General features: G+C 72.0%; 24 protein-coding genes. 14 read left to right on the top strand and 10 right to left on the bottom strand.

Annotated features, from left to right (window positions below):
• Positions 1-113: 113 nt before the first annotated feature.
• Both ACIOGX_RS05110 and ACIOGX_RS05105 read left to right on the top strand, forming a co-directional pair.
• Positions 114-1,349: a sensor histidine kinase gene (locus tag ACIOGX_RS05110; RefSeq protein WP_401910375.1), complete on the top strand. Its 1,236-nt coding sequence runs from the start codon at positions 114-116 to the stop codon at positions 1,347-1,349.
• Positions 1,346-2,002, top strand: a complete 657-nt coding sequence (locus tag ACIOGX_RS05105) for a response regulator transcription factor (RefSeq protein ID WP_356511010.1) — start codon at positions 1,346-1,348, stop codon at positions 2,000-2,002. The genes ACIOGX_RS05110 and ACIOGX_RS05105 overlap by 4 nt, the downstream gene beginning before the upstream one ends.
• Before the next feature lie 27 nt (positions 2,003-2,029).
• Here ACIOGX_RS05105 and ACIOGX_RS05100 read toward each other — a convergent pair whose 3' ends face one another.
• Positions 2,030-2,530 (bottom strand): hypothetical protein, encoded by a 501-nt coding sequence (locus ACIOGX_RS05100; protein ID WP_401910372.1) that lies wholly within the window; start codon positions 2,528-2,530, stop codon positions 2,030-2,032.
• A 125-nt stretch (positions 2,531-2,655) separates the two neighbouring features.
• On the opposite strand from ACIOGX_RS05100, the gene ACIOGX_RS05095 reads away from it, so the two are divergent.
• Both ACIOGX_RS05095 and ACIOGX_RS05090 read left to right on the top strand, forming a co-directional pair.
• On the top strand, positions 2,656-3,594 hold the full coding sequence (locus ACIOGX_RS05095; protein WP_401910370.1) for an aldo/keto reductase: 939 nt from the start codon (positions 2,656-2,658) through the stop codon (positions 3,592-3,594).
• Positions 3,595-3,616: 22 nt separating this feature from the next.
• The gene (locus ACIOGX_RS05090; RefSeq protein WP_401910368.1) at positions 3,617-3,964 is read left to right on the top strand and encodes a MerR family transcriptional regulator; all 348 of its coding nucleotides are present in this window, start codon (positions 3,617-3,619) and stop codon (positions 3,962-3,964) included.
• Positions 3,965-4,139: 175 nt separating this feature from the next.
• Here the strand turns inward: ACIOGX_RS05090 and bla are convergent, their stop codons facing one another.
• Positions 4,140-5,087 (bottom strand): class A beta-lactamase, encoded by a 948-nt coding sequence (gene bla, locus ACIOGX_RS05085; protein WP_401910366.1) that lies wholly within the window; start codon positions 5,085-5,087, stop codon positions 4,140-4,142.
• A 190-nt stretch (positions 5,088-5,277) separates the two neighbouring features.
• Between bla and ACIOGX_RS05080 the strand changes: the two genes are divergently transcribed.
• Positions 5,278-6,180, top strand: coding sequence for a LysR family transcriptional regulator (locus ACIOGX_RS05080; protein WP_384771688.1), 903 nt, complete (start codon positions 5,278-5,280; stop codon positions 6,178-6,180).
• The gene (locus tag ACIOGX_RS05075) at positions 6,177-7,079 is read left to right on the top strand and encodes a serine hydrolase (protein WP_401759999.1); all 903 of its coding nucleotides are present in this window, start codon (positions 6,177-6,179) and stop codon (positions 7,077-7,079) included. Before ACIOGX_RS05080 ends, ACIOGX_RS05075 begins: the two co-directional genes overlap by 4 nt.
• A 59-nt stretch (positions 7,080-7,138) precedes the next feature.
• On the opposite strand, the gene ACIOGX_RS05070 is transcribed toward ACIOGX_RS05075, so the two are convergent.
• Complete coding sequence (locus ACIOGX_RS05070; protein ID WP_401910363.1) at positions 7,139-7,897, bottom strand: DeoR/GlpR family DNA-binding transcription regulator; 759 nt, start codon at positions 7,895-7,897, stop codon at positions 7,139-7,141.
• An 89-nt stretch (positions 7,898-7,986) separates the two neighbouring features.
• On the opposite strand from ACIOGX_RS05070, the gene ACIOGX_RS05065 reads away from it, so the two are divergent.
• Positions 7,987-9,264 carry an MFS transporter gene (locus ACIOGX_RS05065; protein ID WP_401910565.1) on the top strand — a complete coding sequence of 426 codons (1,278 nt, stop codon included), beginning with the start codon at positions 7,987-7,989 and terminating at the stop codon, positions 9,262-9,264.
• 64 nt (positions 9,265-9,328) lie between these two features.
• On the opposite strand, the gene ACIOGX_RS05060 is transcribed toward ACIOGX_RS05065, so the two are convergent.
• Entirely contained in the window at positions 9,329-10,462 is a 1,134-nt protein-coding gene (locus tag ACIOGX_RS05060; RefSeq protein ID WP_401759993.1) for a PP2C family protein-serine/threonine phosphatase, read from the bottom strand.
• 149 nt (positions 10,463-10,611) lie between these two features.
• Positions 10,612-11,724, bottom strand: coding sequence for a PQQ-dependent sugar dehydrogenase (locus ACIOGX_RS05055; protein WP_401910360.1), 1,113 nt, complete (start codon positions 11,722-11,724; stop codon positions 10,612-10,614).
• 380 nt (positions 11,725-12,104) lie between these two features.
• On the opposite strand from ACIOGX_RS05055, the gene ACIOGX_RS05050 reads away from it, so the two are divergent.
• On the top strand, positions 12,105-12,359 hold the full coding sequence (locus tag ACIOGX_RS05050; protein ID WP_401910357.1) for a hypothetical protein: 255 nt from the start codon (positions 12,105-12,107) through the stop codon (positions 12,357-12,359).
• A 190-nt stretch (positions 12,360-12,549) separates the two neighbouring features.
• Positions 12,550-13,089, top strand: a complete 540-nt coding sequence (locus ACIOGX_RS05045; protein WP_356510989.1) for an RICIN domain-containing protein — start codon at positions 12,550-12,552, stop codon at positions 13,087-13,089.
• A 140-nt stretch (positions 13,090-13,229) separates the two neighbouring features.
• On the opposite strand, the gene ACIOGX_RS05040 is transcribed toward ACIOGX_RS05045, so the two are convergent.
• The 5 genes from ACIOGX_RS05040 to ACIOGX_RS05020 all read right to left on the bottom strand — a co-directional run bounded on the left by ACIOGX_RS05040 (position 13,230) and on the right by ACIOGX_RS05020 (position 16,455).
• On the bottom strand, positions 13,230-14,444 hold the full coding sequence (locus ACIOGX_RS05040) for a damage-control phosphatase ARMT1 family protein (RefSeq protein WP_401910354.1): 1,215 nt from the start codon (positions 14,442-14,444) through the stop codon (positions 13,230-13,232).
• 100 nt (positions 14,445-14,544) lie between these two features.
• Positions 14,545-14,919 carry a fluoride efflux transporter CrcB gene (crcB, locus tag ACIOGX_RS05035; RefSeq protein WP_356510985.1) on the bottom strand — a complete coding sequence of 125 codons (375 nt, stop codon included), beginning with the start codon at positions 14,917-14,919 and terminating at the stop codon, positions 14,545-14,547.
• Positions 14,916-15,263, bottom strand: a complete 348-nt coding sequence (locus ACIOGX_RS05030) for a DUF190 domain-containing protein (RefSeq protein ID WP_129772438.1) — start codon at positions 15,261-15,263, stop codon at positions 14,916-14,918. Before ACIOGX_RS05030 ends, crcB begins: the two co-directional genes overlap by 4 nt.
• On the bottom strand, positions 15,260-15,715 hold the full coding sequence (locus tag ACIOGX_RS05025) for a fluoride efflux transporter FluC (protein WP_384771671.1): 456 nt from the start codon (positions 15,713-15,715) through the stop codon (positions 15,260-15,262). The genes ACIOGX_RS05030 and ACIOGX_RS05025 overlap by 4 nt, the downstream gene beginning before the upstream one ends.
• 284 nt (positions 15,716-15,999) lie before the next feature.
• Positions 16,000-16,455: a cyclic nucleotide-binding domain-containing protein gene (locus ACIOGX_RS05020; protein WP_356510982.1), complete on the bottom strand. Its 456-nt coding sequence runs from the start codon at positions 16,453-16,455 to the stop codon at positions 16,000-16,002.
• 398 nt (positions 16,456-16,853) lie between these two features.
• Here ACIOGX_RS05020 and ACIOGX_RS05015 point away from each other — a divergent pair, with 398 nt between their 5' ends.
• The 5 genes from ACIOGX_RS05015 to ACIOGX_RS04995 all read left to right on the top strand — a co-directional run bounded on the left by ACIOGX_RS05015 (position 16,854) and on the right by ACIOGX_RS04995 (position 23,488).
• Positions 16,854-17,825, top strand: a complete 972-nt coding sequence (locus tag ACIOGX_RS05015) for an aldo/keto reductase (RefSeq protein WP_401760245.1) — start codon at positions 16,854-16,856, stop codon at positions 17,823-17,825.
• A 118-nt stretch (positions 17,826-17,943) separates the two neighbouring features.
• A complete protein-coding gene (locus ACIOGX_RS05010; protein WP_401759981.1) occupies positions 17,944-18,111 on the top strand; it encodes a hypothetical protein in 168 nt (55 codons plus the stop codon).
• Positions 18,112-18,121: 10 nt separating this feature from the next.
• Positions 18,122-19,474, top strand: a complete 1,353-nt coding sequence (locus tag ACIOGX_RS05005) for a M14 family zinc carboxypeptidase (RefSeq protein ID WP_401910350.1) — start codon at positions 18,122-18,124, stop codon at positions 19,472-19,474.
• A 77-nt stretch (positions 19,475-19,551) separates the two neighbouring features.
• A complete protein-coding gene (locus ACIOGX_RS05000) occupies positions 19,552-20,631 on the top strand; it encodes a ThiF family adenylyltransferase (protein WP_356510978.1) in 1,080 nt (359 codons plus the stop codon).
• 169 nt (positions 20,632-20,800) lie between these two features.
• Positions 20,801-23,488, top strand: coding sequence for an ATP-binding protein (locus ACIOGX_RS04995; protein WP_401759977.1), 2,688 nt, complete (start codon positions 20,801-20,803; stop codon positions 23,486-23,488).
• Positions 23,489-23,495: the final 7 nt, after the last annotated feature.

Raw genomic sequence — 23,495 nt, 5'->3', positions numbered from 1 at the left:
CGGGCGGAGCCGGGGAATCGGCTGTTGTGCGACGCCGGTCTCCGACGAAAGTCGGGGGTGGCGATGGCTGTTTGGCGGGGGAGCCCGGCGTACGGCGTCTCTAGGATGACGAGGTGAAATCCGAGCCCGGCCGCAGAATGCCGCTGTGGGTGGAGGCACCGTCGGCGGTGGCGCTCGCCCTGATGTCCGTACTGGAGGGTTACCGGTCGGCCGGTGACACGCTGGCGGATCCCGCGCCATGGGTGGCGGTGATCGCCTCGGTGGCGGCCCTCGGACGCCACCGGTATCCCCGGGCGGCGGCGGGCGCGGCGCTCGTGTCGGCGGTTCTCGGCGCCCTGCTGCCGTTGTTGGTGACGCTGTACCACTTCTCCTCGCGGGGCAGGCTGCGCGAGGTGTGGGTGTGTCTGGGAATCGTCCTGACCGCCGGGCTGCCGTGGCTCGCCGTCGCGCTGACCCGGGGCGAGCCGCTCACCGGAGGGCGGCTGAGCAACTGGACCACCGCGAGCTTCGGCAATTCCGTGCTCATTGGTCTCGCCCTGGCGCTCGGCATGTGGCTGGGCAGCAGGCGCCGGCTGCTGGAGGCGCTGACGGACCAGGTCGAACAACTGCGGGTGGAGCGCGAACTCCGCGCGGAACAGGCGAGACTGGCCGAACGGTCGCGGATCGCCCGGGAGATGCACGATGTACTCGCCCACCGGCTGAGCCTGCTCATGCTGCACGCCGGGGTGCTCCAGCTGCGCGGGGAAGGAATGCCCCCGGCCACCGTCGAGCGGATCGCCCTGCTGCGGAGCACCGCGGGACAGGCGCTGGACGATCTGCGCGAGGTGCTCGGGGCGATGCGCTCCGACGACGGGCCCCGGGGGACCGGCGGGACGGCAGGGGCGGTGGGGACCGCCGGGGCCGACGGCACGGTGGCCGTGGCCGCCCCGGCGCTCCAGGATCTGGCCGAGCTGCTCGCCGAGGCACGGGCCGCGGGACAGCTGATCGAGTCGACGGTGTCCGGGGACGCGGGCAGCACCTCCACCACCCACCGGCTGGCGGTGCACCGGCTCGTGCGGGAAGCCCTGACCAACGCCCGCAAGCACGCCTGCGCGGCGCCGGTCGCGGTGCGCGTGCACTACGGGCCGCCGGCCACCACGGTCGAGGTGGTCAACGGGCCCGCGGGGGAGGCCCCTCCGGCGTCCGAGGACCCCGGGGCGCGGGCGCCCGGCGGGTACGGTCTGATCGGTCTGGCGGAGCGGGTCGCCGCGCTGGGCGGCCATCTGCACGCAGGCGCCACCGGGGGAGGCTGGCGGCTCGCCGCCCGGCTGCCCGTGACCTCCTCCGACCTCTCCTCGGCGGCGTCATGATCAACGTCCTGGTGGTGGACGACGACGCCCTGGTGCGGCTCGGTCTCGTCGATCTGCTGACCACCGACCCGGAACTGACCGTCGTCGGTGAGGCGGCGGACGGGCTGGCGGCCGTCGAGCAGGCGGGCCGGCACCGTGTCGACATCGCGCTCGTCGACATACGGATGCCGCGTATGGACGGTATCGCCGCGACCCGCCGGCTGCGCGCGCTCCCGGCCCCGCCGCGAGTGATCACCCTGACCACCTTCGACCTGGACGAGTATGTCTACGACGCGCTCGCCGCGGGCGCGGACGGCTTCCTGCTCAAGGACACCGATCCGCTGGAGATCATCCGCGCGGTCCACGTGGTGGCCGCGGGCCAGGGCATGCTGCACCCCGCCGCGGCCCGCCGGCTGATCGACCGTTACCACCACGCCGAACGGCCCGCGGCGCTGGCGGCGCGCGCCAAGGTCGCCCGGCTCACACCGCGCGAGACGGACGTACTGGCACGGCTCGCGCTGGGCTGCTCCAACGCGGAGATCGCGACGGCGCTCGGTATGCGCGAAAGCACCGTCAAGGCGCACATCAGCCGGATCCTCACGGCACTCGACGCCGGAAACCGCGTCCAGGCCGCACTGCTGGCCAGGGACGCCGGGCTCGGCGCTCCCGGCTGAGCCACGGCGGAGGGCCGCCGGACCGGATCACGGCCCGGAGCCGGCGGAAACGCTCGGATTGGTCGTGTCGAAGTAGACCGTGTCCGTTCCCGCATCGAGATAGAACGCGCCGGAGTACGTCCCACGCGTCATGTCGCTGTCGAAGGATTCGCCGCGGACCCACCGTGCGCCGTCGGGCATGAACTCGGCCAGCTCGCCCGGAATCCGGCGTGGTGTCTCACGCCGAAAGCTCCGATGCGGCGCCCCCGTGATGGCGGCGACGGCACCTGCTCCCAGCCGGGCGGTTCCCACCACGCGAACATCGGTGGGGCCCGGAACGGACATCCTCGAATCGGCGCCCAGCGCGGTGCCGAGCCAGTGCGCGCCGGACAGCGCGCCGAGCGCGGCGAACCGGCGTTCCAGAGGCTCCAGGTCTGTGCGGACCTTGGCACCGTCCGTGCTCTTCGCGGCCGGGTTACAGGCCGCTAGCACCACCACCGCGCCCAGCGCGAGGATCCCCCGGCGCCCAGGACTCGCTATGTCCCTCACCGGACCGCCTTCTCGTGTTGTACGCGGTGGCGGCTTGTACGCGGTGGCGGCCTCCGGAACCAGTCCGGACCGTTCGCCGTAAAGCCCTTGATCTGGAGCGCGCTCCAGATCCGAGCATAGAACGCATGAACACGACCGACCCTCAGATCGTCCTCGGAACGATGGACTTCGGCACCCTCGTCGACCGCGACCGGGCCTTCGCCGTCCTCGACTCCTTCGTCGCCGCCGGCGGTGTCTGGCTCGACACCGCGAACGCCTACTCCTTTTGGGCCGACCCCAGCGGCGTCGGCGGCGCCAGCGAGCGTCTCATCGGGGCATGGCTCCGGGCCCGCCCGGGTGCGCGCGACGCGGTGCGGATCGCGACGAAGGTCCGGCAGAACCCCCTCGTCCCGCACTCCTGGCCGGACAGCGCGGAAGGACTCTCCGCCCGCGCCATCCACGCCGGAGTGAAGGAGAGTCTGGGCCGCCTGGGAGTCGACCACCTCGATCTGCTCTGGGCCCACGCCGAGGACCGCAGCGTGCCACTGGAGGAAACCGTCGGGGCCTTGGGCGAACTGGTCGGGCAGGGAGCCACGTTGCGGGTCGGGGCCGCGAACCATGCCGCCTGGCGCGTCGAACGCGCCCGGTCGCTCGCGCGACAGCGGCACGTGGAACCGCTGACGGCCCTCCAACTGCGCCACTCACTCGTCCAGCCGCGCCCGCTCACCCCCCTCGCGGAGTCCGCCCACCGCATGCTCACCGCCGACGACCTGGACCTCGCGCGGTCGGAGGGGCTCGCCGTATGGTCGTACACCTCGCTGATGTGGGGTTCGTACGTACGCGCGGACAAGCCGCTTCCGCGGACCTATGATCACCCCGGAACCACCCGGGTGCTCGCGGTCCTGGACGACATCGCCGGTGAGCTGTCGGCCACGAGGAACCAGACCGTCCTCGCATGGCTGATGCGGCAGGGCATCGATCCCATCGTCGGCGTGAGCCGGGTGGAGCAGATCGAGGAGGCGCTCGGCGCACGCCATGTGCGGCTCGGTGACGAGCACCTGGCGCGTTTCGCCGAAGCGCGGTAGCGGCGACAGCCGAAGGAGCTCCATGACCACCATTACCCCGGCGGCGGCCGCCGACCGCACCGGCGTCTCCATCGACACGCTGCGCTACTACGAACGCGAAGGGCTCATCGGCCCGATCGGCCGCTCCGTCGGCGGGCGCAGGGAGTACACCGACGACGACATCTTCTGGATCGGCCTGGTCACGTGCTTCCGCGAGGCCGGCCTCGGCATCGCGGACCTGCGCGGGTTCGTCGCCCTCCTGCGAGCCGAGCAGCCTCCGCGGGAAAAGGTCACCTTCCTGCGTGAGCACCGCGCCACCCTGGAGCAGCGAGTGGCGGCGCTGCGCCGGGCCATGGAGGTCCTCGACGGCAAGATCGCCTACTACAGCTGAGCGCCCGCCGCCGGTCGTCCGGGGGCGGGCTCCGCGCCGGTCAGTGGATCGGCGGATCACGTCCACGAACACCGGGTCGGTGTACGGCCAGGTGTCCGCCCACGGGTCGCCGTCGCCGGGCGTGTGGGGGATCGGTCCGCGGAGTGTGTCGTCCGCTACGACAGCGTGTCGTCCGCTACGACAGCGCGCCGACGACCACGGACGCGGCTTCCGCGATCAGCTTGTTGTCGTAGGCGGCGTCCTTGCCGGGGCGGTTCGACATGATCGCCATGACGATGGGGGCGGAGTCGGGCGGCCACACCACGGCGATGTCGTTGCGGGCGCCGTGGTAGCTGCCGGATCCCGTCTTGTCGCCGACCACCCAGCCCTTGGGCACCCCGGCCCGGATGAGTTCGTCCCCGGTGGTGTTGGTCCGCAGCCACTCCGTGAGCTGGGCGCGTTCGCCCTTGCCGAGGACGTCTCCGAGCACGAACGCGCGCAGATCCCTGGCCAGCGCCCGCGGCGTGCTCGTATCCCGCGTGTCGCCGGGGACCCACCGGCTCAGCTCGGGCTCGCGGCGCTCCATCAGGGTGACGTCGTCGCCGATGCCCCGGAGTACGGCCTGGAGGCCCTTGGGGCCGCCGAGCTGGTCGAAGAGCAGGTTGGCCGCGGTGTTGTCGCTGAAGCGGACGGTGGCGTCACACAGCTCCTTCAAGGTCATCCCGGTCTCGACGTGCTTCTCGGTCACGGGGGAGTTGGCGACCAGATCCTCCTTGGAGTATGTGATCACCCGGTCCATGCCGCTCAGGGAGTACTTCCGCAGCACGGCACCGGCGGCCAGCGCCTTGAACGTGGAGGCGTAGCCGAACCGCTCGCCGTCCCGGTACGCCACCTCGCGCCCGGTGCCGGTGTCGATGGCGTACACACCGAGCCGCGCGTCGAACGTGCGCTCAAGCTCCTTGAGTTCGCCGGTGAACGGCTTCGTCGCCGCGCCCGGCCCTGTCGTCGCCGTGGCGGACGGGGACGACGCGGCGGACAGAGACGACGAGGCCGCGGAACTCTCCTGGCCGCAGGCCACGAGCGGGACGAGGGCGAGCGCGGCGAGTGCGCCGAGAACGGCGCGCCGGGCACGGGTGCAGTGCATGGTCCAAACCTCCGGGGCGCCCCGTGCGCGCGGGCGGGCGCGTGGGGCGGCATAGGGGATGGGGTGACACGGCCCCATCCCGGTACGTGGTCGTGGTCATCGGTGCCGGGACCACCCTCACCGTCGGACTGCCATGCGGTCCAATACGCTCATGCGCTGTTCCATGCCGATCTGGCATAGAGTGCGGCGCGTGGATCTGGTGGGAGCGTGTCACGCGTTTGTCAGCGTCAGCGAACACGGCAGTTTCACCGTCGGAGCGGCGGCTGCCCGGATGTCCCAGTCGGTGGCCAGCCGTCGTGTCGCCGCGCTGGAGGAACGCTTCGGTGAGCAGTTGTTCGAGCGCACGTCACGGCGGGCCGTCCTGACCCCCTTCGGCCGGCACATGCTGCCGGCCGCCCGACAGCTCGTACAGTCGGCCGAGGTGCTGCTGAACGAGGCGACCGCCGCCAAGCGCAAGCCCTGGCGGCTCGCGGTGCCGGGCATCTGCTCCACAGCCGGACTCGCCCGTCTCGTCGCCGAGGCGCGCGGATACGGTGTCACGCTCGATCTCCGCGTCGCCGCGCCGGCGGAGCGCAGGGAGCTGATCCACGCCCAGCAGGTGCGTGCCGCCGTGCTCGCGGTGCCCGGGGACGAGGCGACGTGGTCCGTCCCGCTCGGGCTCGCCGGTGCGCGGGATCCCGGCGTCAGGCGTGTGTACGTCGAGACGCTGCGGATCGGACGGGCCTCCGCCGGCCCGGCGCGCCGTATCTGGATCCAGCCTGAGGACGACGTGCCGCATATCCGTGACCCGCTGACGCGACTGCGCGACGCGGTGGGCCTGCGGCCCGCACAGCTCGTCGCCGCGGCCGACCTGACGACCGCCGCCGCGGAAGTCCTCTGCGCGCAGGACCTGTTGCTGTGTTCCCCGGCGCAGGCCGGGGAACTCGCCCTGCACTGGCGGCCCATCGGTGAGATCACACTCAGCCGGGGGTTCGCCCTCGCCGCCGCGGCGGACGGCAATCCACAGCACATCGAGGCGCGCCTGGGCGACGGCCTCGCCCGTCTCCTGGGCGCGGGCACCCGGGCGGGCGCCTCGGGCGGGGCGGCGGCGTGAACACCGAGGCACTGCTCGGCGAGATGCGCCGGCAACTGCGCGACGGCGGTCTGCACGGCTGCCTGCTCGTGCGGGACCTGCACACGGGAGAAGAGCTGGGGATCGACCCGGACACCCCGCTGCCCGCCGCCTCCCTCGTCAAGGTGCCGCTCGCGCTGGCGACGGCCGAGCGCATACGGCGGGGCGAGCTCGACGGGGCGACGACGCTCGACGTGGAACCCGGGCGGATCACCACGCCCGGCCCCACCGGGCTGAGCCGATTCCGTCACCCCGCCCGGATCGCGATCGACGACCTGCTCTATCTGAGCACCTGCGTGAGCGACGGAACGGCCGCCGACGCGCTGTTCGCCCTCACCCCGCCCGCCCGGGTCGCGGGCATCCTCCACGAACTCGGCGTGCGCGGCCTCACCGTCCGGCACGGCATGCTCGAACTGTCCGACACCCCCGTGGAACGCTTCGACGCCGCCGAGGCCCATCTCGCCCACTCCCTCGCCATCGACGCGGGCACCAGCGGCCGTGGGCACCGGGTGCCGCAGCTCGACACGACCCGCGCCAACACCGGCAGCGCACGCGCCTACGTCGAACTGCTCCAGGCCCTGTGGACACCCTCGGCGATCCACCCCGAAGTGGCCGAGCGGGTGCGCGGGCTCATGAGCCACAACGTGCTACGGCACCGGCTCACCCCGGACTTCAGCTCCGACGCCACCACCTGGTCCTCCAAGACCGGCACCCTTCTCAACCTCCGTCATGAGATCGGTGTGGTCGAGCACTCCGACGGCCAGGCTTTCGCCATCGCCGTCCTCACCGAGTCACTCGTCCCGGCCAGTACCCAACCCGGGGCCGACGCCCTCATGGCGCAGGTCGCCCGAAGCCTGCGCGATCACCTCAGGCAGCTCTAGGACAGATGCCGGGGCGGTCCCCGCCCGCCCCTCGCCGCCCCCTCACACCTGGCGGCGCCTCACACCGTCCGTACGATCACCCCGGCCGCGGCCAACGCGGCCGTCTCCTCCTCCGGGGCCGTCCCGTCCGTCACGACGGCGTCGAGCGCGGAGACCGGCGCGACGAAGGCGAGCGCCGTACGGGAGAGCTTGGCGGCCTCCGCCACGGCGATCACCCGGCGGGCCGAGGAGATCGCGGCGCGCTTGACGGCGGCGTCGGCCAGGTCGTACGCGGTCAGACCGTCCCTGGAGGTGAGCCCGCAGCAGCCGATGACGGCGGTGTCGAAGCGCAGCGCGGCGAGCGACGCCTCGGTCAGCGGGCCGGTCAACGCCAGCTCGCCCGGACGCGGTTCACCGCCGGGCAGCAGCAGTTTCAGCCGGGGGGCACCGGTCAGCGCGTTCGCGGCGTGCAGGGAGAGCGGTATGACGGTCAGCCTGCGGTGCTCCAGGGCGCGGGCCACCTCCAGACAGGTCGTGCCGCTGTCGACGAGCACCGACTCGCCGTCGGCGATCAGTCCGGCCGCGGCGGCGGCGATGCGCCGCTTCGTCTCCGTGTCCTCCCGCGCCCGGAGCGCGAAGGGCGGTTCCTCGCCCCGCAGCAGCAGGCTTCTGGCGCCGCCGCGGTAGCGCTCCAGTACACCCTGGGTGCCCAGGGCCTCCAGATCGCGGCGAATGGTCATCTCGGAGGCCCCGGTGAGCCGCGCCAGTCCGGCCACGCTCAGCTGCCCGGCCTCGCGTACGGCATCGGTGATCAGCCTCAGTCGTTCTGTGCGCGCCATACCGGATATTGAACATGGCTGGCGACCGTTGGGCAATGTTTCGAACGTATTCCATGTTTGCTATGTTCGCTCGCATGGAGAGAACACGCATGGAGAAATCACTGCGCGCCGCCCGGATCGCCACCTTCGGCTTCTTCACCCTCAACGGGTTCGTGATGGGCATGTGGGTCGTCCACATCCCGACCGTGGAGCACCGCGCGGGGATCAGCCATGCCGTGCTCGGCTGGCTCCTGCTGCTGCTCGGCGGCGGCGCGTTCGCCGGAATGCAACTGGTCGGGCCGCTCACCGACCGTCTCGGCGCGCGCAAGGTGGTGCCCGCGAGCGCGGCGCTGTGCAGCGCCGCGCTGATCCTGCCCGGCCTCGCCACCGAGGCGTGGACCCTGGCCGTGGCCATGCTGGTGTTCGGCTTCGGCAACGGCTGTCTGGACGTCAGCATGAACACCCATGCCGTCCAGGTCGAACGCGGCTACGAACGGCCCATCATGTCCGCGTTCCACGCCTTCTTCTCGGTCGGCGGGGTGCTGGCCGCGCTGGTCGGCGCCCGGACCCTCAGCTGGGACTGGAGCGCGGCGCTGACCCTCACCTCGGTCAGCGTCTTCGGGGTGGTCGTCACCGTCCTCTTCACCCCGGCCCTGCTGCGGCCCGCGCCCGCCCACGGCCCGGAGACGCACGACGGCACGGCCGGTGAGACCGGCGCCGGGCGCAAGCCGTCCCCGGCGGACCAGGAGCTGTCCCGGGCGGGTCGGAAGTCTCCGCGCGCGAAGACCCCCTCGCGGATCTGGGCGCTGGCCGCGCTCGCCTTCATGCTGATGCTCTGCGAGGGCGTCGCCAACGACTGGAGCGTGCTGGGCCTGCGGGAAGTCCTCGACGCGCCCGCCGCCACCGCCGCCTTCGCCTACGGCGCGTTCTCCACCGCCATGACGATCGGACGGCTGCTCACCGACCGGGTGGCGGCGCGCTTCGGCCCCGTCGCGATCGTCCGTTACGGCACGGCCCTGGGGGCGCTCGGGCTGACGGTCGTCGCGCTCTCCCCCTGGATTCCCCTCGCCCTGGCCGGCTGGACGGTCTTCGGCATCGGGCTGTCCGGTTCCGTACCGCAGCTCTTCAGCGCCGCGGGCCACGCGGACCAGGGGAACGCCGGGGTGAATGTCTCCCGCGTCGCCGGACTCGGCTATCTGGGCATGCTCGCCGGGCCCGCGATCATCGGGCCCATGACCCATTTCATCCCGCTGAACCTCACCTTCTTCCTGCCGGTGGTCTTCTGCGTGATCGCCGCGTCGGCCGCCCGGATCCTGCGTACGGGACCGGCGGCGGCGACCCCGGCGGCCGAGCCCGCGCAAGCGAGCGCGGGAAGCCGGCCGGTCTGACCTCGCCCTGGACGCCTGGACGCCTGGACGCCTGGACGCCTGACGTCCGGGACGCCCTGCGGTGTCACGCGGCCGGGGAACGGCCCTCGGCGGAGGAGCGCCGCAGGGCGAGCACGGCGATGTCGTCCTGCTGATGTCCCGCGGCGAAGGCCCGGGAAACCGTGTGGAGGGAGCGCGCGAGCCGGTTCGGGGGCAGCTCCGCGCTCTCGGCGAGACGCTTCCGCAGCGGGAAGAACGTGCCGTCGGGGGCGCGGGCCTCGGTCAGGCCGTCGGTGCAGAGCAGCAGTGTGGTGTCGAAGGGGAAGTCGAACCGGCCGACGGTGCGGGCCGCGGACGCCAGCGAGCCGAGGCCGAGCGGGAGATCCGCTTCATCGAGGAGTACGGAGACGGCCGCGCCCGGTCCGACGAGATACGGGCGGGGGTGTCCGCAGCAGATGGCCTGCACCGTCGGGGAGTCGTCGATACAGAGGACGAGCGCGGTCACGAACCGTTCCGGCTCGTCGGCCTCGGCGGCGATGGCGTTGTGCCGTACGACGGCCTCCTCCAGGGCGTTCACGAGACCGGGGAGCGTCGTCTCGCGGTACGCCGCCTCGCGGAACGCGCCGATCACGGCGAAGGCCGTGCCTATGGCGGGCAGCCCCTTGCCCTGGACGTCACCGATCAGCACGCGCGTGCCGTAGGGCGAGGCCGCCAGGTCGTAGATGTCGCCGCCGACGAGCTTGTCCTCCTGGAGCGGCTCGTACACACCGTCCATCAGCACCTGGTCGGTGAGCAGCGGGAGCGGCCGGAGGATGCTCCGCTGCATGGCGGTGGCGGTCGACCGCAGCCGCAGCATCTCGTTCTCGTGCCCGATCCGGTACCGGCAGCCCAGCACGCTCAGCACGCCGAAGACCACGGTCAGTGTCAGCGCCGCGATGTCATCGCCCTGGTCCGGTGCCGGGTGGTAGGCCAGGGACAGCGCCATCGCGGCGATGGACCAGCACGCGGTGAACATGGTCTGCCGGACGTCGGAGAAGGCGGCGGCGAACGCGGGGAGGAACACGAGCAGGCTGACCAGGCGTACGCCGGTGCCGGTCAGCAGGCCGATCACCAGGATGAACCCGGTCAGTCCCACGACCCACAGCAGTACGGCGCCGTTCGACGGCCGGCGTGCCCGGGGGCGGTCCGGATCCGCAGGCTCGTCGGCCCTGGTGGCCACACCGCGCTCCCTTCACCGTCGGGCTCTCCCCCCCCACCTTCGGGCCGGGCCCTCCGGCCCGCGAGCGGCGCGGAGCACACGTGTGATCAGGGCGTGGGCACCTCCCCCGGCCCGGCGCCCGGCCGAGGGAGGCGTGCACGTCCGGGCCCCTAGCGCAGATCGATCTGGAACACCTTGTCCGCGCCGGCCGGCTCGCCGCCGTTGGCGTCGGCGTTGGTCGTCGCCAGCCACAGGGCGTTCTTGCCGGGGACCTGCTCCACGGTGCGCAGCCGGCCGTACTGACTGGCGTAGTACGCGACGGGCGTGCCCGTACTCGTACCGGTGACCGGGATCCGCCACAGTCGCTCGCCGCGCAGCGCCGCCAGATAGAGCGCGCCGTCGGCGTACGCGACCGCGCTGGGGGAGGCCTCGTTCGTCGGCCACTGCCGGGCGGGGTTGGTCATGCCGGCGGTGGTGCAGTTGCCCTCGCAGACCGGCCAGCCGTAGTTCTTGCCGGGCTCGATCAGATTCAGCTCGTCGAACTTGGTGTTGCCGAACTCAGCCTCCCACAGCCTGCCTTGCGCGTCCCAGGCGAGCCCTTGGGGGTTGCGGTGGCCGAGGGAGTAGACGAGCGTGCCGAAGGGGTTGCCCGGCGCGGGCCTGCCCTCGGGCGTCATCCGCAGGACCTTCCCGCTGAGGGAGTTCGCGTCCTGCGAGAGGTTCGCGTTCTGCGCGTCGCCGGTGGTGGCGTAGAGGTAGCCGTCCGGGCCGAACTTGATCCGCCCGCCGTTGTGATAGCGGTTCTTGGCCATGCCGCTGACCAGCACGGTGTAGCCGCCGAGCGAGGAGCCGTCGTACGTCATCCGGACGATGCGGTTGTCACTGGACGAGGTGTGCATCAGATAGATGTAGTGATCGCTGTTCCAGTTCGGCGAGACGGCGATGCCGAGGAGCCCGCCCTCGCCGCCGGTGGTCACGACGTTGGGCACGGTGCCGACCTGGGTCCGGGCGCCGGACTGCGTGAGCTTGAAGACCTTGAACGAGTCGCGCTCGGTGACGAGCGCGGCCCCGTCGGGGAGCCAGCTGAGGCCCCAGGGAACGGTCCAGCCGGACGAGACCGTCCGGATGGCCGACGGGACGGATTCGATACCGCTGTCGGTCTGTGCCGTGGCGTTTCCCGTGCCGGCGGAGACGAGCAGACCGGCGGTCACCGCGGTCGCGGCGGCGACGGCGATCAGCGTGGGGGGCAGGAGCCTTCGGGCGGTGTGGGGGTGGCGTGCCATGGGAGGGCCCTCCTGAGGGAGTCGGTACGGCTGGAACGTCACACGACCGGTGGGTCTCCGGCCGTGGCTGACGAGCACCTGACAATGACTTCGGGCTCCCGAGGGACCGTAGGAGCTGTGTCATGGCCGGTCAAGGGCGTATGGAGCCAAAGGTTCGTACCTATACGGCGGGTCAGCGGGCGGCATCGCGGATCAGACGGGTGGGATCGGGCCGGTGGGGATCGCCGGGGTCCGATCGGGCCGGTGGGGATCGGCGGGGTCCCGGAAGGCGAGGCGCCGGGCGCGCCGGTTCCGTGGGCGAGTGCGGCGCTGGGACACTCCGACGACCGGCCGGGCCACCGGCCGGAGTCCGTGACGTCTCGGAGAACGGGGTTCACCGCGTGCTGCTGCTGGCCGAGTTACTGACCAACTTCCTGCCCGGCCACGTGAAGACGCGCGGAGCGTATGCGCTCTCCGCGGTCGTCATGACGGTGCTGGCCCTGCTGGTGCCGTCCTCCCTCGGGCATCTCTTCGGACAGACGTGGGGCACCGCTCTGACGTGGGCGTCCTTCGTGGCCGGGGGCGTGGCCGTCGGATACGCCGTGGCGTACCCGTTCATGAGGGCCCGGCTCACCGGCGCTCGGCGAACTCCCTAGACGAGAACCGGGCAACACGCGTTCGGATTGGGGCGGTTGGGGCGGGTGTACACGGCCGTCTCACTCGTCCGGCCCACACCGAGTACCCGAAGAGGTGGTTTGGCGTCGCCGCCCGGCTTCCATGGCGACGGCATCCGGCAGTCTCCTCCCGGTGCCGGACAGTCCGGCCCGAATCGTGTCAGGAGAAGTCATGTCGGTATACAAGCTGAACTGGGCCGCCGCGGCCGCCGCTCTCGCGGGAACGATGCTCGTCGCCTCGATGACGCCGACCGCCTCGGCGCAGCCCGAGACGGACAGAGCGGTCACCGTCCAGCAGCTCAGCCTCCGTCTGGCCGCCAACCCCAGCCAGGTCGCCAACGTCAAGGGCGGCGGCAGCGCGAACGGTACGCCGGTCATCCAGTGGCCCTGGTCAGGGACCCCGAACGAACGCTGGGAGGCCACCGCCAAGGGCGGCGGCTACTACCAGTTCGCGTCGAAGGAAAGCGGAAAGTGCCTGAACGTCAGGGGCGGTGGCAACGCCAACGGCACCGAGGTCATCCAGTGGACCTGCGGCAACGACGCCAACGCCCTGTGGAAGTTCGTACGGAAGGGCATCGGCTACGAGCTGGTCGTCAAGTCCAGCCAGAAGTGTCTGAACGTCAAGGGCGGTGTCGGCAAGGGGAACGCCCTGATCCAGTACACCTGCGCCGGCGCCGACAACGACATCTGGCTGCCGGTCTGGGAACACTGACGGTCACCCCGCGCCGTACCGGTCCGGCACGCTGACGGGCGACGGGACACTCGTCACGGCTGACCCGTGAACCGGCCGTCAGGAGGGCCGCCGACACCGTCGGCGGCCCTTTCCCGCTCCGGAACAGGACGGCGAGGTTGTCAGCGACGGGCCTGGACGAGCGCGTGCGTGCCGCTGGTACGCCACGACTTCCCGCTCGCCTCCAGGCCCTCCAGCGTGCGGGCGTCGAGACCGACGATCACATCGGACTTCAGGGTGCGCAGCGCGGCCACGGGACCGGGGAAGTACGCGGTGCGGCCGGCGAACGAGGACGTCGGCGCCCAGTACCGGTCGCCCACCAGACGCCGGTAGTTGAGGTCGCCCTTGAGAAGCGTCACGGTGGCGCCCGCGAGTTCCCGGCGCAGATCGTCGGGCATCGCGCTGTACGGCAGCGGCGCGCGGAAGAAGCCGTGCGCGCGCACCGTGAGCCGCCCGCCCGCCATCGCGGCCCAGAGCCGTTCGCCGGTCCCGGCCGCGTATCCGGACGCCGCGCCCAGCCGCCGCAGACCGTCGATGACGTCCGTCATCGTCGCGTCGGAGACGTAGTACGGATACGGCTTGACGTGCAGGACGGCGCGGGAGGCGCGTCCGGTGTGGAGCAGATGGTCGAGGAGCACGAGATCCGGGATGAGTTCCCGGCCGGCGTTGTCGGCGATCAGATGCACCGTGGCCGCCGCGCCCACGGGCAGCAGGGACCACAGCAGCGGGCCGTCGTCCGCGACGAGGCGCGGGTCCGTACCGCTGTCGGCGGCGACGGCTCCCGAGGCGATCCGGAAGCCGAGGTCCGCGCGGTTGCCCCAGAGCGAGGCGTGTGCCAGCGCGAGCGCCTGCTCGTCTGCGGGGCGTCCGGCGAGCCCGTCGAGTGCGGCGAGTTCGTCGTCCACCGCCGGGCCGCGCAGCTCGGCGTCCTTGAAGGGGGCGAACGGGTCGACGCCCCGCCAGGGGCCGTCGCCGAAGTAGCCCATGGCGTCGAGGAGCACGCGGTAGAAGTAGCTCTCGGCCCACAGGAACGGCACGTCGAACCAGGACCGGCCGAACCGGGAACCCCCGGCGCCGTCACGCCCCCAGACCTCCCACTGGGCGCGGTCGTGCGCGTCCGGCGCGAGCGGCTCGATCACCCCGTCGGTGACCGAGCGCAGCAGGGCGTCGAGCGCCCGGTGCTGCGCGGGGGTGCAGGGGAAGGCGTCGCGCACCTGCTGGATCAGCGCCGGATGGCGGTCGGTCAGTACTCCCCGGGCGAACGAGCCGGGCTCGTCGCCCAGGATCACCGGCGCGTCGTCCGCCGCGGGCGTCGCCTTGTCGTCTGCTTCGCGCATCGCCTGTACGTACTCCTCGGTCGGCCGTCCGGAGCGGCCCCGCCGAGCCGCCGTCGCCGGCCGTCCCGGGGGACCACCACCGCACCGTACCGGTGGCGGCTCACGCCCACAGCGCCCCGGCGAGGGCGACCCCGGCGAAGGCCGCGCCCAGCCCGGCCGCCACGCTGCCGAGGACATTCACGGCGGCGTAGAGCTTCGCACCGTCCTCGGCGAGCCGCAGCGTCTCGTAGCTGAAGGTCGAGTACGTCGTCAGCGCGCCGCACAGGCCGGTGCCGAGGAACAGCTGGGTCCGCGAGGAGGCGGCCCCGGCGGCGACCGCGCCGGTCAGCAGCCCGAGGATCAGACACCCCACGACATTGACCGCGAACGTCCCCCACGGGAAGACACTGTCGTGTCCGCGCTGCACGCTCCGGTCGGTCAGAAAACGCAGCGGGGCTCCGATGGCGGCCCCGGCCACGACCAGCAGCCAGTTCACCGCGCCTCCCGCCGCCCGGCGTGACGGACGACCTCGCAGTTCTCCAGCGTGACCAGCCCCTCGCGGACCAGCTCGTCCAGCCGTGGGAGGAAGTCCCGGATCTTCTCCTCCGAGTCCACGATCACGATCGCGACCGGCAGATCCTCGCTCAGCGACAGCAGCCGCTGCGTGTGGATCAGGGAGGACGCGCCGAACCCCTCGATCCCGCGGAACACGCTCGCGCCCGCCAGCCCCGCCCGGTGCGCGCGGTGCACGATCTCGGTGTAGAGGGGCTTGTGGTGCCACACATCGGATTCGCCGATGAGGACCGTCAGCCGCAGGGCACTGCCCATCAGCCCGTTCATCTCTGCCTCCACGCGACTACGCGGCGCGTCAGCCACACCGCACTCCACACCGAGGCGAGGGCCGCCACCAGCGTCAGTCCCAGATACGCCATGCCCGTGGCGGGCCTGCCGGAGCCCACCAGGAGCCGGATGTCCACCGCGTAGGTGGAGAACGTGGTGAACCCGCCCAGCACGCCGGTCCCGAAGAACGGCCTCACCAGCCGGTGCGCGGCCCACACCTCGCTGATCACCACCATGAAGACGCCGATCACCGCGCACCCCACCACGTTCACGGTGAGCGTCGTCCACGGAAAGGTGCCGGACGCGGTGGGCCACAGGAGGGACGCCCCGTAGCGGGCCGCCGCGCCGATCGAACCGCCGAGGGACACGACGGCCACCACCGGCCACAGCGCTCCGGCCCGCGCACGCCGCCGCCCGGCCCCGGGCAGGGCCTCGGCGCCGGCTCCGGACATGGCGTCACCGTCATCGGGTCCGGTGGGTTCGTCGGGCTCGTTCGCCACGCGGGGCCACGGGCTTCCCATGGGCATACGTCTCCTACTCGCCGGGCGCCCGTACGCGGGCGCGCTCCTTCGCAAGTAGGGACCGTTGGCGGAGATCTCCGCGGTTCGGGTACGGCGGGCCCCACCGCCGCGTGGTCGCCCGCCGGGCCACCACCGGCTCCCAGGCTAGCGCCACGGCGCCGGAGGCGCCGACCGGGGCCCTGACGGCCCCTGCCGTGCGCGGGTACGGCGCCGGCTCACAGCCCCGGGCCACCATGGCGCATGTACTGGTCGAGCAGTTTCGTACGCGCCACCTCAAGGCGGCGGGCGAGGATCTCCGCGATGGAGCGGGTCAGCGCGTAGCCGAGCGCAGGATCGGCCTCGCACATGGCCCGTACCGCGTGCCCGTCGAACTCCAGGGTGCGCACCGGACTGAACGCCTCCGCCCCGAAGTGCCAGCGGTGCGGCGGGAACAGCCAGGACCAGCCGAGCAGGTCCCCGACCCCGAGCGTCTCGACCATCACCCGCCGGCGGCCGGGTACGTACATGTCCAGGGAGACGGCGCCCGAGCGGATCACCCAGAACCGGTCCGCCGGATCGCCCTCCTCGAAGATCCTGGTGTCCTGGGGGAAGGAGACATAGCGGGCCTGTCGCATCAGGAGCTCGCTGTGGCCGCTGGGAAGCACCGTCAACCAACGCGTCGCGGGAGCCATGGTGGGGTACCTCCTTGCCGAACCGCGTGACCGGGCCGTCGGCCGGGTCATGAACGGGCCGGACGGGACATACGGCGCGTACGGCCATACTTCAGATGGTATCCCCACCGTGTGACCTGCCCGGAAGTGCTGGTTCCGCGGGCTCTCCCGCCGGGCCCGGATGGTCACCGATGCCACCACCGTGTGTGACGGACTCGCGGCGGACAGCGCCGGAACGGCGGAAACGAGACCCGGCCGAATCCCGCCCCCCGGGGCCGCGCGATCATAGGGACACGTCGTGACCGCGACACGTCTTGACCTCGGCCACGCCGTGACCTCGACCTTCGCCGTGTACACGAAAGCAGGAGAGTCCGTTGAAGCAGCCTCCCCATCTCGCCGCCGCCGACCGCTACGAGGACATGCGCTTCACGCGTTGCGGTCACAGCGGCGTACGACTGCCGCAGGTCTCCCTCGGCCTGTGGCACAACTTCGGCGGCACCGCGCCGCTGGAGAACCAGCGCGCCGTGCTGCGCCGCGCCTTCGACCGGGGCGTCACCCATTTCGACCTCGCCAACAACTACGGCCCGCCCTACGGCAGCGCCGAGGAGAACTTCGGCACGCTCTACGCGCAGGACTTCCGCCCCTACCGCGACGAACTGTTCCTCTCCACCAAGGCCGGCTACGACATGTGGCCGGGGCCGTACGGTGAGTTCGGCTCGCGCAAGCATCTGCTGGCGAGCCTGGACCAGTCGCTGACGCGGATGCGCGTCGACCACGTCGATCTCTTCTACTCCCACCGGTTCGACCCCGACACTCCGCTCGAGGAGACGATGGGGGCGCTGGACTCGGCCGTACGGCAGGGCAAGGCGCTGTACGCCGGGCTGTCCAACTACCCGCCCGAGCGGATGGAGCGGGCCGCCGCGATACTCCGGGACCTCGGTACCCCGCTGCTGATCAACCAGCACCCGTACAACCTCCTGGACCGCGGCATCGAGCACAACGGTCTGATCGCCGCCTCCGCCGGGGTGGGCGCCGGAGTGATCGCCTTCTCCCCGCTGGCCCAGGGGCAGTTGACGGACCGTTACCTGAACGGTGTGCCCGCCGACTCGCGGATGGCCGTGGGGCACTTCCTGAAGCGGGACGCGCTCAGCGAGCGGAAGCTGACCCTGCTGCGCGCGCTCGACAAGCTCGCGGGCGAGCGCGGACAGACCCTCGCGCAGCTGGCCCTCACCTGGGTGCTGCGCGACCCGCGCGTCACCTCCGTCCTCATCGGCGCCAGCAGCGTCCGGCAGCTGGACCAGAACCTCGAAGTGCTGACCGCCACCGCGCTCGCTGAGCCGGAACTGGCCGCGATCGAGGCCCTGTTGACGGATCTCGACGGATCTGCCTGAGGGCACGCTGACGGACAGTGAGATATTCGTCGGACGGGTGCATCCGGCAGGTATCCCCTTATCACATTCCACGTCACCCCAGCTGTTGACGTGCTCCTAATCCGTGACGGACCATCACATGAGGGTGTCCAACGGGGAGTTGGGCACCGTGGTGTCGAAGGGGGATCGTTCCATGCGGAAAACGGCCAAGAGCGACAGCACATCCCGTCCCAAGCCGACCACCATCAAGATCCGACGTCTCGACCGGAGAGAGACCACGGGCGACAGCAACTCGACCGGTTCCTGAACGGGCCGCTGTGCCGGGTCGTTATCTCACCGTCGACGAACTGACCTCCCGCGCCCGGGGCCTGGCCGCGGCGCACCCGGACCGCGCCGTCCTGCGGCGTATCGGCTACTCACGGGCCGGGGAGCCGATACGGCTGCTGTCCATAGGGCGGGGGAGCCGGCACGCGCTGGTGGTCGCGGGGCCGCATGCCAATGAACCGGTGGGCGGCATGACGGCCCTGCGGCTGGCCCGGTATCTCGCCCGGCCCGAGCGGCCGGGCCGGGCCATGGATACGACCTGGCACTTCGTTCTCTGCCTCGATCCCGACGGAGCCCGCCGCAACGAGCGGTGGCTCAAGGGCCCGATGACCTTCGCCCAGCACTACCGCCACTTCTTCCGTCCCGGCTTCGCGGAGCAGCCCGAGTGGCTGCCCACGGAGCCCGGCGCGGAACCGATGCCCGAGACCCGGGCCCTGCTCGACCTCCAGGACGAACTGCGCCCCTACCTCCAGTGCTCGCTGCACGGTGTGGACGTGGGCGGCAGCTTCGTCCAGCTGACCCGCCGGCTGCCCGGTCTCCCCGAGCGGCTCGGCCGGTCCGCCGCCGATCTGCGGATACCGGTGGAGCTGGGACCGTACGACGCGTTCTTCTGGCCGAGCCCGGGACCGGGCGTCTACGACATGCCGCGGCCCCAGGAAACGGACCAGTTCCACTCACTGCCCGCCGCCACTGCCACCTCCACCTGGTTCCATCCGTATACGTACGGCACCGTCACGGCGGTCGTCGAAGCACCGATGTGGGGGGTCGAGGAGGTCGGTGACACCTCCGTCCACCCCGACCCGTCCGGCGCCCTGGAGACCATCAGCCGGACGCTCCGGCAGGACGCGTTGTTCCTCGCCGGACTGCTGGAGCGGGTGCGGCCGGGGCTGCCCGCCACCGTGGCACCGCTGCTCGCGCCGGTCGAGGAGTACCTCGCCATCTGCGGCGGGCTGGCGGACGAATGGGCGCCGGAGGCGGCCCTGCGCGAGACGGGCGGACTGCCACCGCTGAACCGGGCGCGGATCATGGCGCTCCGGATCGCCGCCCGGCGGCTCGTGGTCCGTACGGCGGGGATGCTGCACCAGATGCTCGCCGCCGGGCACGGCACGGAGCCCGGTCACGACCCCGGCGTCACGGGCGGCGCGGCCGGCGCCGGCGGTACGGAGGCGGCCGAGGTACGCGCTTCCCTGGACGTGTTCCTCACACGGCGCTGCGACGCGTTCGAAGCGGACTGCCGTGCCCGCTGGATCCCGGTCCACGACCAGGTGGAGCATCAGTTCAGAATCGTGCTGGCCGCCTCCGAGCTGGCCGCCCGGTTCAGGGAGCCGAGGGCGGTACGGGCGTGAAACCGGACCGGCCGCCACCGCCGGTGTCCGGCTTACGGCGTCCCCGGGTCAAGCCCGAACACCGTGCCTACCGCACCGTGGACGGGAACGTACGCATCGGGAGCGTGGTGTACGGGATCGGGGCCGAGGTCGCCGACCCCGACGGCTGGATCTGGACGCTGACCGAGGCGCTCGACGGGACCCGCGGCCAGGCCGAGTCGGTCGACGAGGTGCTCGCCCGGCACCCGGCCGTCGAAGGGGGCGCGGTCGTCCAGGCGATCACCGAGCTGTACGAGGCCGGGTTCCTGGAGGACGCCGAGGCGGAGCCACCGGACACCCTCACCGACGAGGACCGCGTACGGTACAGCCGCGGCGTGACGCTGTTGCGGTGGATGGACCTCAAACCGCACGCGACCGCCTGGGAGTTACAGGCCCGGCTGCGCTCGGCCCGTGTCCTGCTGCTCGGCCTCGGCGGCACCGGAGGCTTCGCCGCTCAGGGCCTGGTCGCGTCGGGCGTGGGCCGGATGCACTGCGTCGACGGCGATGTCGTGGAGCTGTCCAACCTCAACCGGCAGCCCCTGTACCACGAGAGCGACATCGGCCGGTCCAAGGCCACCGCCGCCGACGCGGCCCTGCGGGCGGTCAACTCGCGGGTGGCGCTGACCACCGAACACCGCGCGGTCCGCGGTCCCGACGACATCGCCACACTGCTCGCGCCCGGCTACGATCTGCTGCTGCTCTGCGCCGACCGGCCGCCGGAGATCCGCCGCTGGGCCAACCGCGTCTGCCTGGCCGCCGGAATCCCCTGGCTCGACGCCGGCTACCGCGGACCGCTCGTCACCGTCGGCGTCCACACGCCCGGCCGCGGAGCGTGCTGGGAGTGCCACCGCGCGGGTGAGGTCGACCGCCGCGATCTGCGCCTCGCCGCAGGACAGGACGAGGAGGCCGCCTCGCCCCGGATGGAGTGGAACCCCGTCAACGCCGTGACCGCGGGCCTCTCCGGCCATCTCCTCGTCCACGCGGCGATCGCGCTGCTCACGGGCGTACCGGAGATGGAGCCCGGCTTCCGCTTCGGCCTCAATCTGATGGCACTGTCCGAACCGGTGGAGGAACGGTACGACCGCAGACCGGACTGCCCGGCGTGCGGTACGCCGCACACGGCACGCCGCCCGGCCTGAGGCCCGTAACCGTCCCGCCGGAAGCGTGTCGTCCGGCGGGGGAGTTTCGTTACCCCTTGAACCGCCTTCGCGCAGTCGAACGGCCGAATTCGTGTGGATTCGGGTCCACTCGGGGCGCTCCGGGGCTACCCTCAACACTTGACCTGCGCACTGTTCGAGAAAGCGAGGGATGCCGGTGTACCGGCCGGATGACACGGTCACCCTCCCGCTGCTGGAGCGTGAACCCGAACTCGCCGCGGCGGCCAACGCCGTGGACGCACTGTGCGGAAGCAAGCGCTCCGGTGGGCTTCTCGTCTACCGGGGTGCCGCCGGGCTCGGCAAGACGGCGTTGCTCTCGGAGGTGCGCCGACTCGCCACCGGACGCTGTGCGGTGTGGTCCGCGCGCGGCGGCGAGACCGTCACTTCCGTGCCCTTCCATGTCGTACGGCAGTTGCTCCAGCCCGCACTGACAGCCGCCGAACCGGTGTCCGAGGCGGTGCCGGGACCGGCGGACGGTCCCATGGACGCACGGGAGTTGCTCGGCGACCGGTACGAGATCGTCGGCCCGGCCCTCGGCATAGCGCCACCGGGCGACCAGCACGCGGACCCGCAGGGCGTCAGGGACGGCCTCGACGCCCTGGTCGAGCGGCTCGCCGCCGTCCACGGACCGCTCGTCCTCCTCGTGGACGACGCGCAGTGGGCCGATCTGGAGACCCTCGCCTGGCTCACCTCCTTCGCCGAACGCCCCGCCGTCCCGCTGCCCGTCCTCATCGTCGTCGCGTACCGCACCGAGGAGGCCATCGGCGAGACCGAATGGTTTCTCCAGAAGATCGGGGCGGCGGCGAGGCTGCTGGTCACACTGAGCGAGCTGACCTCCGACGCCACGGCCGAGCTGGCCCGCGCCGCCCTCGGAGAGCACGCGGACGATCCGTTCTGCCGCGAGGTGTGGGCGGTGACCGGCGGCAACGCGTACGAGACCGTCGAACTGCTCGCCAAGGTGCGCGACAGCGGCCTCGAACCCGTCGAGGACCACGCCGGAGAACTGCGCGCCCTCGGCGCCTCGGCCCGCGGCACCGGTCTGATCGCCCGGCTGGAGGAACTGGGCACGGCCACCACCCGGTTCGCCTGGGCCGCCGCCATCCTGGGCACCGACATCTCACTCGATCTGGCGATCTCCCTGTCGGGTATGAGCCAGGAAGAGGCCACCGAATGCGCGGAACGGCTGCGGGCCGCGCGCATCCTCGTGGGCACGGACCCGCTGGAGTTCGTCCACCCGCTGATCGCGGGCGCCGTCTACCGGGCGATCCCGCCGGGCGTGCGCACCGCGATGCACGGCCTCGCCGCCTGGGCCGTCTCCCGCAGCGGCCGGGGATCGGCGGCGGCCGCGCCCCACCTCCTCGAAGTGCATCCGGACGGCGACCCCGAACTCGTCGAGCAACTGCGCGAAGCCGCCGCCGAACACCTCGCGGTGGGCGCACCGGACGCCGCCCGCCGCTGCCTCGAACGCGCCCTGGCGGAACCGCCGTTGGAGTCCGTCCGGCCCCTGGTGCTGTACGAGCTGGGCTGCGCCACGCTGCTCACCTCACCGGCCACCACGGTCGGACATCTGCGCGCCGCGCTCGACACCCCGCAGCTGGACGAAGCCCTGCGGGTGGATGTGGTGTTCCGGCTCGCCCAGGCACTGACACACAACAACCAGACCGGTGACGCCGCGCATGTGGTGGCCACCGAGGTCGCGCGCACCGAAGAGGGACCCGCCAGGATGCGGCTCCAGGGCGCCCACTTCCTGTGGGAGGGCGTGCAGGCCATCGAGGAGAACGGCCCCGAGCGCTCCCGCCGGCTCGCCCGGCTGGCGGACGGGCTCACCGGACGTGACAACACCGAACGCGTCCTGCTGATGCTGCGCGCGTTCGACGGTACGGCCCGGGGCGAGAGCGCCGAGGAGAACGTCCAGATCGGTGAACAGGCCCTGCTCGACGGCCGGTTGGCGCCGGGAGTCGGCTGGACCGACACGGCGTGGGGCTTCGAACCACCGGCGCTGCTCGGTCTCTCGTACGCCTTCGCCGACCGGCTCGACCGCGCGGAGAGCCTGTTCCAGGAAGGGCTGCGGGCCTTCGAGATCTCCGGCTGGAGCGGTGGCCATCTGGCCTTCGCCCATGCCCTCGTCGGCTACGGCCACCGCCGGCGCGGCCGGCTCGCGGATGCCGAGACGTATCTGCGCGAGAGCCTGCGGCTGGCCGACCGGGTCGGCAACGGTCTGCCGATGCACTGGGACGCGGCGTGCATGCTGATCGACACCCTGCTCGCACGCGGCCATGTCGACAAGGCCCTGGAGGCGGCCGAGCGTCACGCGTTCGCCCCGCCGTACTCCTCCTCGATCGTCATCCCCGACGCGCCGAGCGTGCGCGGCCGGCTGCTGCTCGCCCTCGGCCGTACCAAGGAAGCCGTCGCCGAACTCGAAGCGACCGGGGTGGCGTTGACCGCGCGAGGCCGGCACAACATCGTCATGGCTCCCTGGGCGTGCGACCTCGCGCGTGCGGTCGCCGACGACGATCCGCGCCGTGCGGCCCATCTCGCCTCGTACGCCAGGGACCGGGCGGAACGCTTCGGCACGCACACCGCCATCGGAGTCGCGCTGTGCTGCGCCGCGTCCCTGAAGGAGGGCGCGGAGAAGGTCGAGTTGCTGGCGCAGGCCGTCGCCCATCTGGAAACGTCACCGTCCGCGTACGAACTCGCCGTGGCCCGCGTGGAGTACGGCATCGCCGCCGGGTTCCCCGCCGAGCTGGCCTGCGGGCTCGAACTGGCGGAGAGCTGTGGCGCGGACGGCCTGGCGGACCGGGCGCGCCGGGCGATGGACGCCCGCCCGGCACCGCGCTGACGACGGA

This window comes from Streptomyces sp. NPDC088147, from assembly GCF_044741565.1.
GTDB lineage: Bacteria > Actinomycetota > Actinomycetes > Streptomycetales > Streptomycetaceae > Streptomyces.
This window is presented reverse-complemented; position numbering and strand designations above follow the sequence as displayed.

What these genes read in the sequence shown, in the direction of transcription:
- ACIOGX_RS05030 (WP_129772438.1), bottom strand. Translation starts at nt 15,263, where the DNA reads ATGAACGGGCTGATGGGCAGTGCCCTGCGGCTGACGGTCCTCATCGGC.
- ACIOGX_RS05020 (WP_356510982.1), bottom strand. Translation starts at nt 16,455, where the DNA reads ATGGCTCCCGCGACGCGTTGGTTGACGGTGCTTCCCAGCGGCCACAGC.
- ACIOGX_RS05105 (WP_356511010.1), top strand. Translation starts at nt 1,346, where the DNA reads ATGATCAACGTCCTGGTGGTGGACGACGACGCCCTGGTGCGGCTCGGT.
- ACIOGX_RS05095 (WP_401910370.1), top strand. Translation starts at nt 2,656, where the DNA reads ATGAACACGACCGACCCTCAGATCGTCCTCGGAACGATGGACTTCGGC.
- bla (WP_401910366.1), bottom strand. Translation starts at nt 5,087, where the DNA reads ATGCACTGCACCCGTGCCCGGCGCGCCGTTCTCGGCGCACTCGCCGCG.
- ACIOGX_RS05025 (WP_384771671.1), bottom strand. Translation starts at nt 15,715, where the DNA reads ATGTCCGGAGCCGGCGCCGAGGCCCTGCCCGGGGCCGGGCGGCGGCGT.
- ACIOGX_RS05010 (WP_401759981.1), top strand. Translation starts at nt 17,944, where the DNA reads ATGAGGGTGTCCAACGGGGAGTTGGGCACCGTGGTGTCGAAGGGGGAT.
- ACIOGX_RS05065 (WP_401910565.1), top strand. Translation starts at nt 7,987, where the DNA reads ATGGAGAAATCACTGCGCGCCGCCCGGATCGCCACCTTCGGCTTCTTC.
- ACIOGX_RS05055 (WP_401910360.1), bottom strand. Translation starts at nt 11,724, where the DNA reads ATGGCACGCCACCCCCACACCGCCCGAAGGCTCCTGCCCCCCACGCTG.
- ACIOGX_RS05015 (WP_401760245.1), top strand. Translation starts at nt 16,854, where the DNA reads ATGCGCTTCACGCGTTGCGGTCACAGCGGCGTACGACTGCCGCAGGTC.
- ACIOGX_RS05090 (WP_401910368.1), top strand. Translation starts at nt 3,617, where the DNA reads ATGACCACCATTACCCCGGCGGCGGCCGCCGACCGCACCGGCGTCTCC.
- ACIOGX_RS05040 (WP_401910354.1), bottom strand. Translation starts at nt 14,444, where the DNA reads ATGCGCGAAGCAGACGACAAGGCGACGCCCGCGGCGGACGACGCGCCG.
- ACIOGX_RS05070 (WP_401910363.1), bottom strand. Translation starts at nt 7,897, where the DNA reads ATGGCGCGCACAGAACGACTGAGGCTGATCACCGATGCCGTACGCGAG.
- ACIOGX_RS05045 (WP_356510989.1), top strand. Translation starts at nt 12,550, where the DNA reads ATGTCGGTATACAAGCTGAACTGGGCCGCCGCGGCCGCCGCTCTCGCG.
- ACIOGX_RS04995 (WP_401759977.1), top strand. Translation starts at nt 20,801, where the DNA reads ATGCCGGTGTACCGGCCGGATGACACGGTCACCCTCCCGCTGCTGGAG.